General features: G+C 59.1%; 12 protein-coding genes. 9 read left to right on the top strand and 3 right to left on the bottom strand.

Going from position 1 to position 14,131, the window contains the following annotated elements; all coding sequences use genetic code 11:
• The first annotated feature begins 15 nt into the window (after positions 1–15).
• The 3 genes from JQ567_RS07255 (at position 16) to JQ567_RS07245 (ending at position 3,043) form a co-directional block, all read left to right on the top strand.
• Complete coding sequence (locus JQ567_RS07255) at positions 16–939, top strand: glyoxylate/hydroxypyruvate reductase A (protein WP_212438179.1); 924 nt, start codon at positions 16–18, stop codon at positions 937–939.
• A gap of 15 nt (positions 940–954) precedes the next feature.
• Entirely contained in the window at positions 955–1,311 is a 357-nt protein-coding gene (locus tag JQ567_RS07250) for a cupin domain-containing protein (protein ID WP_212438178.1), read from the top strand.
• Between the two features lie 274 nt (positions 1,312–1,585).
• Positions 1,586–3,043: an NAD-dependent succinate-semialdehyde dehydrogenase gene (locus tag JQ567_RS07245; protein ID WP_212438177.1), complete on the top strand. Its 1,458-nt coding sequence runs from the start codon at positions 1,586–1,588 to the stop codon at positions 3,041–3,043.
• Between the two features lie 233 nt (positions 3,044–3,276).
• Here JQ567_RS07245 and JQ567_RS07240 read toward each other — a convergent pair whose 3' ends face one another.
• The gene (locus JQ567_RS07240) at positions 3,277–3,966 is read right to left on the bottom strand and encodes a haloacid dehalogenase type II (protein WP_212438314.1); all 690 of its coding nucleotides are present in this window, start codon (positions 3,964–3,966) and stop codon (positions 3,277–3,279) included.
• Between the two features lie 309 nt (positions 3,967–4,275).
• On the opposite strand from JQ567_RS07240, the gene JQ567_RS07235 reads away from it, so the two are divergent.
• The gene (locus JQ567_RS07235; protein ID WP_212438176.1) at positions 4,276–5,652 is read left to right on the top strand and encodes an aspartate aminotransferase family protein; all 1,377 of its coding nucleotides are present in this window, start codon (positions 4,276–4,278) and stop codon (positions 5,650–5,652) included.
• Positions 5,653–5,735: 83 nt separating this feature from the next.
• Here the strand turns inward: JQ567_RS07235 and JQ567_RS07230 are convergent, their stop codons facing one another.
• Positions 5,736–6,212, bottom strand: coding sequence for an Lrp/AsnC family transcriptional regulator (locus JQ567_RS07230; protein WP_212208370.1), 477 nt, complete (start codon positions 6,210–6,212; stop codon positions 5,736–5,738).
• A gap of 304 nt (positions 6,213–6,516) precedes the next feature.
• Positions 6,517–7,842, bottom strand: a complete 1,326-nt coding sequence (locus JQ567_RS07225) for an FAD-binding oxidoreductase (protein ID WP_212438175.1) — start codon at positions 7,840–7,842, stop codon at positions 6,517–6,519.
• A gap of 572 nt (positions 7,843–8,414) precedes the next feature.
• Between JQ567_RS07225 and JQ567_RS07220 the strand changes: the two genes are divergently transcribed.
• The 5 genes from JQ567_RS07220 to JQ567_RS07200 all read left to right on the top strand — a co-directional run bounded on the left by JQ567_RS07220 (position 8,415) and on the right by JQ567_RS07200 (position 14,127).
• The gene (locus tag JQ567_RS07220) at positions 8,415–8,633 is read left to right on the top strand and encodes a hypothetical protein (RefSeq protein ID WP_212438174.1); all 219 of its coding nucleotides are present in this window, start codon (positions 8,415–8,417) and stop codon (positions 8,631–8,633) included.
• Positions 8,634–8,808: 175 nt separating this feature from the next.
• Positions 8,809–10,473: an ABC transporter ATP-binding protein gene (locus JQ567_RS07215; protein WP_212438313.1), complete on the top strand. Its 1,665-nt coding sequence runs from the start codon at positions 8,809–8,811 to the stop codon at positions 10,471–10,473.
• 34 nt (positions 10,474–10,507) lie between these two features.
• On the top strand, positions 10,508–12,178 hold the full coding sequence (locus JQ567_RS07210) for a peptide ABC transporter substrate-binding protein (protein WP_212438173.1): 1,671 nt from the start codon (positions 10,508–10,510) through the stop codon (positions 12,176–12,178).
• Between the two features lie 85 nt (positions 12,179–12,263).
• Complete coding sequence (locus JQ567_RS07205) at positions 12,264–13,214, top strand: ABC transporter permease (RefSeq protein WP_212438172.1); 951 nt, start codon at positions 12,264–12,266, stop codon at positions 13,212–13,214.
• A gap of 34 nt (positions 13,215–13,248) precedes the next feature.
• Positions 13,249–14,127, top strand: coding sequence for an ABC transporter permease (locus tag JQ567_RS07200; RefSeq protein WP_212438171.1), 879 nt, complete (start codon positions 13,249–13,251; stop codon positions 14,125–14,127).
• Positions 14,128–14,131 lie beyond the last annotated feature (4 nt).

Genomic DNA, 14,131 nt, shown 5'->3' with positions numbered 1-14,131 from the left:
ACGAAGGGTTCGTCAATGGGGTTTCTTTTCAATTCCGATGCGGCAAGAGGGACAGTTTTCCGCCAGATCTTTGCGCGCGAGCTCCCCGATCTGGAGTTTTACCAATGTAGCGAAAGCATCGACCCGGAAGAGATACGGTATCTGCTGACCTGGAATGTGCCGGACGATGTCTCGCGTTATCGCAATCTGGAGGTGCTCTTTTCCATCGGTGCAGGGGTTGATCAGTTCAAGCCGGAGATCATACCCGACCATGTGAAAGTGGTTCGCATGGTCGAGGATGGCATCATACGCATGATGCAAGAGTACGTCGTCCTTGGCGTGCTGGCGCTCCATCGCGAGACGCTCGCATATCGGGAGCAGCAGAGCAGGGCCATGTGGCAAGCCCTCCCCAGTCCGCAGACGGCGGAGCGCCGCGTGGGTTTCCTGGGCCTTGGCATGCTGGCGCATGCGGCAATCGACCGCCTCAAACCCTTTGGATTTCCTCTTGCCGCATGGAGCCGCAGCAAAAAGGTGGTCGAGGGGGTCACCTGCTTTCACGGCGAAGATCAGCTTGCCGGCTTTCTGATGGAGACGGATATTCTGGTCTGTCTCCTGCCGCTGACGGAGCAGACCCGTGGCATTCTGAACGCAAGGCTCTTCTCGTTCTTGCCGATGGGAGCGCGACTGCTGCATGTTGGCCGCGGCCCGCAGCTTGACCAGACCGCACTCATCGAGGCGCTCGACGGCGGCCGCCTTGCAGCAGCTATGCTCGATGTCACCGACCCCGAGCCGCTGCCGGAAGGCCATGCGCTCTGGTCGCACCCGAAGGTGATGATAACGCCGCATATCGCCTCCGTGACGCAACCGCATACGGCAGCACTATCCGTCGTAGAAAACATCCGGCGCCACCGCGCCGGGAAAAGTCCGATCGGTCTTGTCGATCGAACGCGCGGCTACTAACCAGGAAACAATGCCATGTCACTTCTGATTACAATCGACGCCAATCCGGACTTCGCACCAAAGAACGCCTTGCCTGATCCGGAGCGACTCATTTCGGGCAATCCATCCTTCAAGACCTGGGCGCAGGACGCTTCGAAAGGCGAGAAGGTGCTAACCGGGGTCTGGGAAGCAACGCCCGGCGAGACCCATTCCATCAAGGGCACCACCTACGAGTTTTGCCACATCATCTCGGGTCTCATCGAGATTGAGGAAAAGGACGGTGAGACGAAGACTTACCGCGCCGGCGACAGCTTTGTGATGAAACCGGGGTTCGTCGGCGTCTGGCGCACGATCGAGACCGTGCGAAAGATCTACGTCTGCGCTTATGACTGAGCATAAGCTCAGAGCGGTCCAAATAGGCGGCCCGCCAGAACAATCGACTTTCCAAGCCGGGCCTGACCCGATTCAACGCCGTCAGGCAGGTCATTCTCGATGAAAAATGCGGCGGTCGATCCTGTACTGCTCGGATAAGACGATTCTATTTCAATAATCGCAAATCCAACAGCGTGCTCGTCGAACTCACGTCGAGCAGACTCGCTCGTGGGCAAGGACGAGAAGCGACTACACATCGCAGTGACGGCGGGGTTGGCCCCGAAGGGAAAAGAAGATGATCGCATTGAAGGACAAGGATCTGTTTCGCCAGCAGGCGTTGATCGGCGGCAACTGGCGGGATGCGGACGCGAAATCAACCGTCGATGTCATCGATCCTGCCAGTCAGCAAGTTCTTGGCACCATTCCCGATATGGGCCGCGACGAGACCAGGGCTGCAATTGACGCTGCGGCCGATGCTTTCAAGCGCTGGAAGAAAAAGACTCATGCTGAGCGTGCAGCGCTTTTGGAGCGATGGCATGAGCTCATGCGGCAACATGAGCAGGATCTGGCGCTTTTGCTGACGCTGGAACAGGGCAAGCCGCTCGCTGAATCGCTCGGAGAAATCCGCTATGGGGCATCCTTCGTAAAATGGTTTGCGGAAGAGGCACGCAGGATCAATGGCTCGACTATCCCTTCACCCACTGCCGACCGCCGCATTCTGGTACTGAAAGAGGCGGTAGGTGTTTGCGGGATCATCACCCCCTGGAATTTCCCTAACGCCATGATTACGCGCAAGGTGGCCCCAGCGCTGGCTGCGGGCTGCACCGTGGTAATCAAGCCATCTGAATTTACGCCTTTCTCGGCGCTCGCGATCGGCGTTCTGGCGGAGCGGGCAGGGATTCCGGCGGGCGTCATCAATATCGTGACTGGCATGCCCGCGGAAATCGGCAATGAGCTTATGGCCAACGAAGCCGTGCGCAAGATCTCGTTTACCGGATCGACTCGCGTAGGCGCGTTGCTGATGAAAGGCGCCGCCGACAACATCAAGAAGCTCAGTCTTGAACTCGGCGGTAATGCGCCCTTCATCGTCTTTGACGATGCCGACGTCGACCTGGCGGTTGAGGCGGCGATTGCGTCGAAGTTCCGCAATGGTGGACAGACCTGCGTCTGCTGCAATCGCATCCTCGTACAATCAGGTATTTACGACGCTTTCGCAGGAAAACTCGCCAGCCGGGTCGCGAAAATGAAGGTCGGCGCCGGCACGGAAGAAGGGGTCGCAATCGGGCCGATGATCAATGGCGCGGCGATAGAAAAGATCAAGCGGCACGTCTCAGACGCCTTGGATAAAGGCGCGAGGATCATCTCGCAGAGCGAAGGTATGCCGCAAGGTCGGCAATATGCCCGTCCCGTCGTCCTCGGTGACGCAACGACCGAGATGCTCTTGGCTTCAGAAGAGACTTTCGGACCGGTCGCTCCGCTTTTCCGCTTCAAGACCGAGGACGAAGCGATTGCGATCGCAAACGGCACGCCATTCGGCCTTGCTGCCTATTTCTACACGGAAAACCTCAAGCGCTCATGGCGTGTTGCCGAGGCGCTAGAGTTCGGAATGGTAGGCTTGAACACTGGCCTGATCTCAACCGAGGTTGCGCCTTTCGGCGGCGTAAAGCAGTCGGGACTAGGGCGTGAAGGATCCCAGCTCGGGATAGAAGAGTATCTCGAGATCAAAACGCTTCATGTCGGCGGGTTGGAATGAGGGGCCGCTTCCCAGTTTCGGGAAAGGAATCGAAGGGGTTTTCTATTTCGCGGCGGGCCGCGTCCGCGCGATAAATAGAATGATGCCTCAACCGCGAAGAAACGCAGTATCTATCGGATGACTAGCCGAAACACGAGAAAGGGGGCGGCTGAACCGCCCCCTTTATGCATCGATCTCTATTGAAGTTTTCGAAGGTCTGAAGTGCCGCGAAAGGGCCCGAGAAGGATACCCATTCACGCGCTTTTTCGAAGGGGCTCCAAACCGACTGCCGCGGCGAGCCCGCCGATGTCATCGACCTCGGTGTACTGATAGAAGGGGTTCGCGGGTTCATGGCCGCGGTTCACCCATACCTTGCTCTTTATGCCCATGTCATAGGCCGTCATCAGGTCGTAGCGGAAGGAGGATGAGACGTGAGTGATGTCTTCCGGACCGCAGCCCAGCCTGTCCAGCATGTACTCAAAGCCCTTCATATGCGGTTTGTAGGCGCCAGTCTCCTCGGCCGTGATGACCATGTGGAAGGGGGCGCCGAGCTTTTCCACGTTCGACATGATGAGGTTCTTCATGGAGTTCGACAGGATAACCAGCGGAATCTCTTTCGCAACCCGGGCGAGGCCTGCCGGAACGTCGGGATGTGGACCCCACGTGGGAACCTCGTCATTGATGCGCTGGGCATGCTCCGGCCGAAATGCCACCCCATTGCGCTTGCAGGCGCGCTCTAGCGAATTATACACGACCTCGGAGTAGGGCTTCCATGCGCCAAGAACCTCGTCCAGGCGATAGGCTGAAAAATCCTTGATGAAACTTGCCATCGCCGTGGGGGAAAGCTGGGAGCCGTAGACTCTCGTTGCCGCGCCGGCCATGTCGAAATTCGTCAGCGTGCCGTAGCAATCGAAAGTGATGTATTTCGGTCGGAACTTCGTCATGGCGTGGAATTCTCCAATCCTCTCGGCACTGCGCCGGTACGACAGCATCATATGAGGATCTCGGAAGATAAAGCGCCGCTTTTGCTGGAGCCGGAAGCAGATTGTGTCGTACCGGATCAAAGCTTTGGCAGAGAGTTGCGCCAAGCAACTTTCGAATTGAGCAGCACCGCGACGCGGCGGGCTGCTCCGGCATAAGATGCGGCATCGGTCACCAACGAAAGTGACAACTCCTTTGGTCCGGGCGCTGCTTGGGAGGAACTGCCGTCCTCGATATCGTACTTTGCTCTTCGGGTTGATTTGGAGAATGAAATGTTGAGCAATTCGCTGATCGAGTTGGACCGCGCGCATCTGATTCACCCGGTCTCATCTTATCGCAGCCATGAGGCGTTGGGCGTGCGAGTGTTAAAATCAGCGAAGGGCGCGACCCTGACCGATGCCTCGGGACATCGATTACTCGACGGGTTTGCTGGCCTGTGGTGTGTCAATGCCGGGTACGGACAAGACAGAATCGTTGAAGCAGCAACGAGGCAACTCCGCGAACTACCCTATGCGACAGGCTATTTCGGGTTGGGCTCCGAGCCGGCCATTCGTCTCGCCGCCAGACTGGCTGAATTGGCTCCCGGCGATCTGAACCATGTCTATTTCACACTCGGTGGTTCCGATGCGGTCGACAGCACGATCCGCTTCATTCGGTACTACTATCACGCCAAGGGTATGCCGCAGAAGGACCAGTTCATCTCTGTGGAGCAGGGCTATCACGGATCCTCGACGGTGGGGGCCGGTTTGACAGCTCTGCCGGCCTTTCATGCGGGCTTTGGGGTGCCCTACAGCTGGCAGCACAAAATTCCGTCGCACTATGCCTATCGCAATCCTGTCGGACCCCATCCCCAGGCAATTATTGATGCGTCGGTCGCGGCCCTGCGAGCGAAGATCGCTGAACTGGGCGCAGATCGCGTTGCGGCTTTTTATGTCGAGCCAATTCAGGGGTCAGGGGGCGTTCTCGTGCCACCGCCGTCTTGGCTGAAAGCCATGCATGCGGTGTGCAAGGAGAACGATATTCTGTTTGTTGCCGATGAGGTAATCACGGGCTTTGGTCGTGTCGGGCCTCTTTTCGCCTGCGAAGAAGACGACGTCGTTCCGGATTTCATGACCACCGCAAAGGGACTGACGTCAGGCTATGTGCCGATGGGCGCGGTTTTCATGTCTGACCGAGTTTACAATACGATTGCGGATGGGGCCGGCAAGACGGCCGTCGGTCATGGCTACACCTATTCTGCACATCCTGTCAGTGCGGCGGTCGGGCTCGCGTGCCTCGACCTTTACCAGAATGGCTTGCTGGAAAACGGGCGCAAGGCCGGGCACCGCCTGATGGAGGGGCTTCGCTCGCTTGGCGATCATCCACTTGTCGGCGATGTCCGTGGTCGCGGCATGCTGGCCGCAATCGAACTTGTCACGGACAAGCAGCGCAAGACGCCCCTGCCACCAGAGGCTGACGCGGCGCGCCGCATCTTCGACCGCGCATGGGATAACGGCCTCGTCATCCGCGCCTTTGCCCAGGGCGTGCTGGGCTATGCGCCGCCGCTTTGCTGCACGCATGAGGAGATTGACGGCATCATCGAACGAACCCGGACGACGCTCGACCAAACGCTCGAGGACCAGGACGTCCGCGCGGCGATGAAAGGATAATCATTTGCGCCTGCCATCGATGCGCCGCCTGGTTCGGAGCCGCGAAATATGGCAACAGCATAATCGCTGCAGAGGATTGTTCCTTAGCTGTTGAATATGCTTTCGAGAGGCAGATGGGATTTAACGATAGGCGACTTCAGTACGACAAAACTGAAGTACTTATCGATGCCAATATCGAGTTCGACGAGACGTTCCATAACCGCCTGGTATTCACTTATTCCAGCTGTGATAAACTTCACGAGGTAGTCGTATCCGCCCGAAACCAGATGGCATTCGACGACCGAATCCAACTTTTCGATGGTCGTGAGAAAGCGAGCGAAATCGATCTGGCGGTGGTTTTTGAGCGTGATCTCGGCGAAGACGGTCAGAGTTTGTCCAAGCTTTGAAACATCGATCTGAGCGGAGTAACCGGTGATGAAGCCCTCCGTCTGGAGCCTTTTGACGCGCATCAGGCACGGGCTCGGAGAAAGGTGAATCAGCTCCGCGAGTTCGACGTTGGAAATCCGTCCATTTTTTTGCAGTTCGCATAAAATCCTTATGTCGATCTTGTCGAGCTTCATAGGACGGCCCCACCAGCCGTTCGAGCCGCGGCTCGCCGAAGCCCTCTGGCGTCCATGTTGGCGGTCGATCTACCCCCGGGGCTGCCCGCGCCCGCCAGGCCGGACGGTATGCCGGCGGAGTAATTGGGGCGACGATGGCAATCGTTACTCTGAGGTGTCGGCAACATGCGCGCTTTCATAGCATCAACTCCCGTGCCACCTCGGCGGGCCACCGTGTGTTCGCCCATGAAGACACGCCGGGTGGCTCTCTAAGGTGATGCCACCCCCCGGCGTCCGTCAATCGAATATTCGCGGAGCAGGCTTTTCAGAAGTCGGCGACCTTGCCCCAAGCTCCCATTTTCAGACGCTCCGGCCTGTAGGGACGCGGATCGACGATCGGCTCGCTGCCGGTGATGATGTCGGCAATCATATGTCCCGCGCCAGGGCCAATCCCGAAACCATGACCGCTGAATCCGGCCGCGAGGATAAAGCCAGGGATCGCCTCCACTTCACCGATTGCGGGAACGCCATCCGGTGTGCTGTCGATATAGCCGGCCCAGACATTGGAGATTGCGACGCGCCGAAGCTCGGGCAGCAATTCGCAAGCTCTTTGATGTGTCGCCCGAATCTGCCGCATGTCGGGGCGGGGATTAAGTGTCCGGTTCAGCTCCATCGGGGTCACCTCACCGAGCGCCCATTTCGCCAGGGATTCGTGACCCTGGCGCATGCCCTCGAATGCGCCAGGGGCGAGACTGCGCCAGCGGCGAGTGAACATCGGCACGAATTCGCGGCCGAACCTGAATTGCTGCGGCGTTGGATCGACTCGCGCGCGCCCGCTAATCGCGAGCGTGTATCCGCCGCTGCTGCGCCGCGTAAGTGACACGAGCGCAGTGTGCAAAGCATCGGGCAGACCGTCTGCGCCTGGAGCCGTCGCGAGAATGGATTGGCGAACGGAAGCCTGCGGGAAGCGAATGCCGAGCTGGTTGCAGAAAGAAGAAGCCCACGCCCCTCCTGCCATGACCACCGTCTTCGTCCGGATTGTGCCCAGTTCGGTCACCACGCCGCTCACCCGGCCGGCACTGAGCTCTACGCCGCGAGCGGCGCAATGCTGGTGGACCGTGCCGCCAGCCGTCATGATCGCACGCGCGGCCACGGGCACCGCCTTCGAAGGGTCCGCCGTTCCGTCGGTTGGCGAGAAGACGCCGCCTTTCCATTTGCGGCCCGTCGCTTTGCCTCTCTCGCTCGCTTCTTCCGTGCTCAACATGTGCGTCGTAACGCCGACCGTCCTTGCAAAATCGCGCCAGTTCGCCCAGCCGGTCAGCTCTTTCTCGTCGTTCGACAGATAGAGAAGCCCGCAGCGACGGAAACCCGTGTCTTCCCCGGTCTCCTTTGCTACTCTCTCCCAGAGATCGAGACTCTTGGTGGCGATCGGTAGCTCGCGCGCATCGCGATTCTGTTGACGACACCATCCCCAGTTGCGACTGGACTGCTCGGCGGCGACACGCCCCTTTTCGAGCAAGGCGACCTGAACGCTGCGGCGGGCAAGATAGTAGGCCGTGAACACGCCCACCACGCCGCCGCCAATGACGACGACGTCAGCCTCTTGAGGCAGAGACCGACTGGATTCGATATGCATCAGTGGCGCGCTCATCGAGCGAGGACTCCGGCGTTTGAGGTATCGTACCGAGCTTCAGCGGATGCGCCTTGCCGAGTTTGGTGGTCAGACGGAATATCCTGCGGTTTGCTACCTTCATTACAAGCTTTTGTTGCGAGAACAGATCGCTCGCGCCGTATCTCAGAGGCAGAGACTGGGCATGTGCTCTCCGCAATCAGATCGGCGTCAGTCGGAGAATGAAGGCGTGCAGCAATGAAACTAGCATGCAGTTCGTGGTGGTAATGCGTTCTTTGCAGGACCGCTGAAGGCTGTCTTCGAGCCCACCGGGTCCTTTTGCCGCGGGGGCGGTACGTGCCAAGTTGACGAACCTTATGGACAAGCGTGCGGGGGTTCTCGTCAGCCGCGGGCGTATCGGGCGCGCGTCCCCCGGCTGATGATGGAGGCGTCGCAGCGCAGAGCGAAATGCCAAATCGGACTTCCTTTTCAGAAGTTCCTGCCGCCCGCGTGCCGCGTTTCGGCGACTCTGGGAGGACCGAAGCGGCCAGACTCGTGAGCATCAAGCAAGAATCTCGATCAATGAGTCGAGGATCATAGTGGGAGCCATCGACATGGGCCTTGCCGAGGAACTGACCTTAGCGGAAGCCGTCACGCCTCTCATGGCGTTCCGCTACAAAAGCTTCGATGTCGCAGGTACGGTGATCGATTTCGAGAGCGTGACTGAGGATAGACCTGCCGTCATCTCGGCCGTGGCTGGGCAGTTCACCAAGCCCGACTATCAGTTTCGCTCACTGATAGGTTTGGCGAACGCGGGCAACGCTGCGTCTTGAGCGGCACAGCTCTTGCTCGTCGAGCAAAGAGGTCAGAATTATGTCGCAGCTTCCGACCAGGGAATGTCAGTATGAACGGCGAGTTCTCGACCTGTCCGATCGCGCAGCCAAAAGCGTCCGAAGTCTCAATTCGCAGCAGTATGTCCCGATGCCGTTGAAAGGGGAGGATACTCTGATGGCCTCCAGCATCCAGGCTGCAGACTCCCAAGACGTGGCGCTCTCGGTGCGCGACCTTTGCGTAAGCCTGCCGGAGGGGATGGAGCGGGCCTTTGCCGTCGAGAATGTCTCCTTCGATCTAAAGCGCGGTCAGATCCTGTGCATCATTGGAGAATCCGGATCGGGAAAGTCGGTCACGGCCAACGCGATCATGGGACTTCTGCCCAAGGTGATCCGGGTTTCCTCTGGCGCAATCCACCTGGACGGAATGAACATCGCAGGTCTGCCTGCCGAAAAGCTGCGCGGCCTGCGCGGACGGGTCGTGTCAATGATCTTTCAGGATCCGCTTTCGGCGCTCAATCCGCTGATGACTGTGGGTGCGCAGATCGAGGAGGCCATAGCGGCGCATGGCATCGGCACAGCGAAATCCCGCCGCAACCGCGCAATCGAGTTGCTGACCGAAGTGGGTCTGCCCGATGTGCAACTGATGTATCATCAGTACCCGTTCCGGCTTTCGGGTGGGCAGCGACAACGCGTGATGATCGCGATAGCCCTGGCGCTCGAGCCCGCGATCTTGATCGCGGACGAACCGACAACCGCACTCGACGTAACCACCCAGGCGCAGATCCTGAAGCTGATCCGCGACATTCAGCGCCGCAAGGGAATGAGCGTGATGTTCATCACGCATGATTTTGGGGTGGTGGCCGAGATCGCCGACAGCGTCGTGGTGATGGAGAAAGGCCATGTCGTCGAGCAGGGCAGCGCCGTTCAGGTTCTGCAATCGCCCGGCCACCCTTACACGCGGCGGCTCATTGCGGCCGTCCCACATCTGACAGGCAAGGACCGGATTCCTCTGGAAGCTGCCGGGAAAGCGCCGATCCTGCAGGTTGACGGTTTGATGAAAACCTATCGCAGCGGCAGCAAATGGTTCGGCGCGACGCGGACCGTGCCGGCGGTAAACGACGTATCGTTCGACCTGGCACCTGGGCGGACACTTGGCGTCGTGGGCGAAAGCGGCTCCGGCAAGTCGTCGCTAGGGCGGCTTCTGATCAAATTGATGGACAGTGACGACGGTCGCATTCTGTTCGAGGGCCGAGACGTTGCCGGGCTTTCTGAGACCGAATTCCGCCCACTGCGGCCGCGGATCCAAATGATCTTTCAAGATCCTTTCGCCTCCCTCAACCCGCGCTCGACGATCGGTCATATCCTTACGGTAGGTCCGATCGCGCATGGAATGCCTTCTGCGCAAGCACGCGAGGAGGCCCGGGGACTACTATCGCATGTGGGTCTCGACGCTGGCGCCTTTGGCCGCTATCCGCACGAGTTCTCCGGTGGGCAACGCCAACGCATCGGCATTGCTCGGGCGCTGATGTTCAAACCGACGCTGCTGATTGCCGATGAAGCAGTTTCAGCGCTCGATGTGTCGATCCAGGCCCAGATCTTGAAGTTGCTGGATCAAATCCAGCGGGAGACCGGCGTCTCAATGATATTCATTACCCACGATCTGCGCGTGGCCAGCCAGATCTGCGACGAAATCGCCGTGATGCAGTACGGGCGGATCGTGGAACGCGGACCACCCTCGCAGATATTCCTGAACCCGAAATCCTCCTACACGCGCGAACTGGTCGCGGCGATTCCTGGAGAGCAGCGGGCGCACGATCGCCAGACTTCGGCAAACCGATGAGAGTAACTGCGGATACCGCCATAAGGAGGAATCAATGACCAAGCGTTCCAAATCTGCATCCAACTACTCGCGGCGCGACACATTGCGAATGATCGCCTTAGGCGGGGCTGCCGGCGTCTTCGCACCCAATCTGTTGACCAGGCCCGCCTTCGGCCAAAAGGCTCCACGAACTCCCAAGGGCCGGATTGTCGTCGGGCTCTCGCAGGAACCCACGGTCTTTAATCCGCTGATGGCACATATCGAGGTCGATGACGGCGTCCATTTCTCGGTTTTCGATGTGCTCTTTCGCATCGATCCCAAAGGCGTAATTCAGCCGAACCTTGCCGTCGAAGTGCCGACCCAAAAGAACGGCGGCATTTCCGAGGACGGTCTGAAATGGCGGATCCGCTTGCGCGACGATGTCAGTTGGCACGACGGCAAGCCTTTCACGGCTGAGGACGTGAAATTCACCCTCGAACTCATCACGAAGCCGAACTTCCGCAGTTGGCGTACAACGGGGCACTCGTTGGTGCGCGACATCGCCGTGGTCTCGCCTGTCGAGATCACATGGCGGATGGAGCAGGCCTTCGCACCGTATTTGTCGTTCCTGACCGAAACCTTCGTTGTGCCGAAGCACATCCTGGAGAAGGAGGCTGATCCAAACAATGCCGCTTTCAACCAAGCGCCAATCGGTACTGGTGCATTCAAGTGGGGCACGCGCGTTCCCGGCGACCGCGTCGAGCTTGTCGCCAACTCGAATTATTTCGGTGATGGTCCTTATATCGAGCGCCTGATCTTCAAATACATCCCCGATCTCACCGTCCTCTACACCCAATTCAAGAGCGGTGACATAGACCTCGTGGGCCAGACATACATCAGCCCCGATCATTACGAGGAAGCTCGCAAGCTGCCGAGCCGGGTGGTGACGCTGGAGCCCAAATCCTCATTCGAGTCTTTTTACCTGAATCTCGAGCGCCCGCAGTTCAAGGAGCTGCAGGTCCGTCAGGCGCTTTATGCAGCGATCGACAAGAAGGCAATTATCGACGGGCTCTATTACGGCGTGCCGACTCCGACTGAGACCTTCATGCCGCGGCAGTCTTTCTATTATAACCCGGGCCTGCCGGTGCAGGAGTTCAGCGTCAAGCGTGCGCAGCAGATCCTCGACGCGGCCGGCTGGGTGCCAGGAAAGGACAGGATCCGGGTAAAGGACGGGGTGCGTCTGTCTTTTACCAACTCGACCACGTCAGGCGACCCCCTTCGCGAGCAGGTGCAGCAGTATCTGCAGCAGGCGTTTGCAGAGATCGGCGTCGAAATGACCATCTCCAACCTTCCCGCCGCGGTGATTTGGGGCGAATTCTGGCAACGATCGCGTTTCGATTCGGTCATAGTAGGCAGCACTTATTTGATCGGCGCAGACCCGGACGTCACCAACCGCCTGCATTCGAATGCGATCGGTAATAAAGGCGGCCGCGGCTCAAACAATGCGCAATACGTCAATCCGGAGGTCGACTCTCTATTGGAGAAAGGCAGCCGCACCTTCGATCCGGAAGCACGGCGCGCAATCTACTTCCGCGTACAGGAACTGGTCCGGCAAGATCTACCCTTGCTACCGCTTTACCAGAACATTGCCGTGCAGGGGCACAAGAAAGGGATTCAAGGTGCGGTGTCTAATGGCAACACGCGCACCGAATCCTGGAATGCCGGCGCCTGGTCTTGGGCGAGCTGATATTCGCGTCCGCCGCTCCGTCTCGCGAAAGCCAGTCGGAGCGGCAACGTACTGCTAAATTTCTCATTCTCAGGAGGTGGGCCGAATGCGCGGATTTCTGCTGAATCGCCTCTCACAGAGCCTCGTGCTGCTGGTGATCGTCTCGATCATCGGCTTCGTCATTCTGAGCCTTATTCCAGGCGGCCCCCTGTCGCAATACGCGCGGGATCCAAGCATGACCCAGCAGGATATGGAGCGGCTGGCGGAACAGTTGGGGTTGAACAGGCCGCTATGGATCCAGTATTTCGACTGGGTATGGCGCCTTGTGCAAGGCGACTGGGGCCGCTCCTTCCGCGACGGCACATCCGTGCTGGCCGTGATCGGACGGCATATCTTTGCCACGCTGCTGCTGATGGGTACCTCGACGGTGATCGCGATCGCGATCGGCACCTGGATCGGTATCCGTGGCGCCACCCACCGCTATTCGCTGTTTGACTATCTGGCAACGATCGGCGCCATGGTCGCGCTATCGATCCCGACCTTCTGGTTCGGGCTTGTCGGGATCTACGTCTTCTCCCTGCAGCTGGGTTGGGTGCCCGCCGGGAACATGTACACGATCGGCGACGGCTCCGTTCTGGATTACCTGCACCATCTGATCCTGCCAAGCGTGGTGCTGTCACTTGTCCATGTCGCGGTTTGGAGCCGCTACATGCGGACGGCGACGCTGGACGCCATTAGTCAGGACTTCGTCAAAACTGCCCGCGCCAAGGGCCTGAGCGAGCGCCGAATCCTCTTGAAACATGTTGTCGGCAACGCACTCCTGCCAATGATCACGCTTGCAGGAGTGCAGCTGCCCAGCATTCTAACGGGTGCATTGGTGACCGAGACGGTCTTTACCTGGCCAGGAATGGGACGGTTGTTTCTCGACAGCCTCGGTTACAGCGACTACCCGGTCGTGATGGGGTTGCTGATATTCTCCGCCATCCTGGTCATTCTCGGAAACCTGATCGCCGACATCGTCGTCGCGATCGTCGACCCGCGCATTCGTCTGGCTTGAACCCGCAAAAGCCCCGACAGAGGAGCCAACCGATATGACCGCTCTCGCCGTAAGCACAGCTCCAAGCCGATGGTGGCACAGCCGCGCGGTACACCGCTTCATTAGCCATCGCCTGGCGCTGCTAGGTCTGACAATGATCACGCTGCTGACGCTGGCATGCGTCTTAGGCCCCTATCTGCTGCCATACGACTCGCTCCACATTGACTTGCGCGCCCGCTTCGCTCCTCCGATGACCGGACATCATTATCTTGGCACCGATCCGCTGGGGCGTGACTTGGCTGCTCGACTGTTGATGGCAGGGCGGATCTCGCTGCTGGTGGGATTTTCGGCGATGCTATTATCGATAGTGATCGGAACACTCGTCGGCGTGATCGCGGGGTATCGCGGCGGCTGGATCAGCGCAGTCCTCATGCGTACGGTTGATGGCTTCTTGTCGTTTCCGTCGATCTTTCTCGTACTGGCGCTGGCTGCAGCATTGCGGCCCAGCCCCGTCATGATCACGGTTATCATCGCAGTCACCAAATGGATGGAAGTTGCCCGCATCGTCGAGGCCGAGGTTCGCTCGTTACGCGAGCGTGAGTTTGTCCAGGCCGGTCGGATGCTTGGGCTAAGCGGCACGCATATCATGTTCCGGGAGATCTTGCCCAACGCCATGGGCCCGATCATCGTAGCCGCCAGTTTGACGGTCGCCCGCGCGATACTTCTGGAAGCGTATATCAGCTTCCTCGGTTTTGGGATCCAGCCGCCGCTGCCCAGCTGGGGCAACATGCTCAACGGTGCCCAGAAGTACCTGGCCAGCGCGCCCTGGCTGGCCATCATTCCTGGCGCTGCGATCACAATCGCGGTGACAAGCTTCAACTTCATCGGCGACGGGCTGCGCGATGCGCTCGACGTTCGAAACGACCACATCTGAGTTC

It is taken from the genome of Bradyrhizobium sp. AUGA SZCCT0431 (assembly GCF_018131065.1).
Lineage (GTDB): Bacteria > Pseudomonadota > Alphaproteobacteria > Rhizobiales > Xanthobacteraceae > Bradyrhizobium.
The sequence above is the reverse complement of the archived record's forward strand: the minus strand, read 5'-3'. Positions and strand labels throughout refer to the sequence as shown.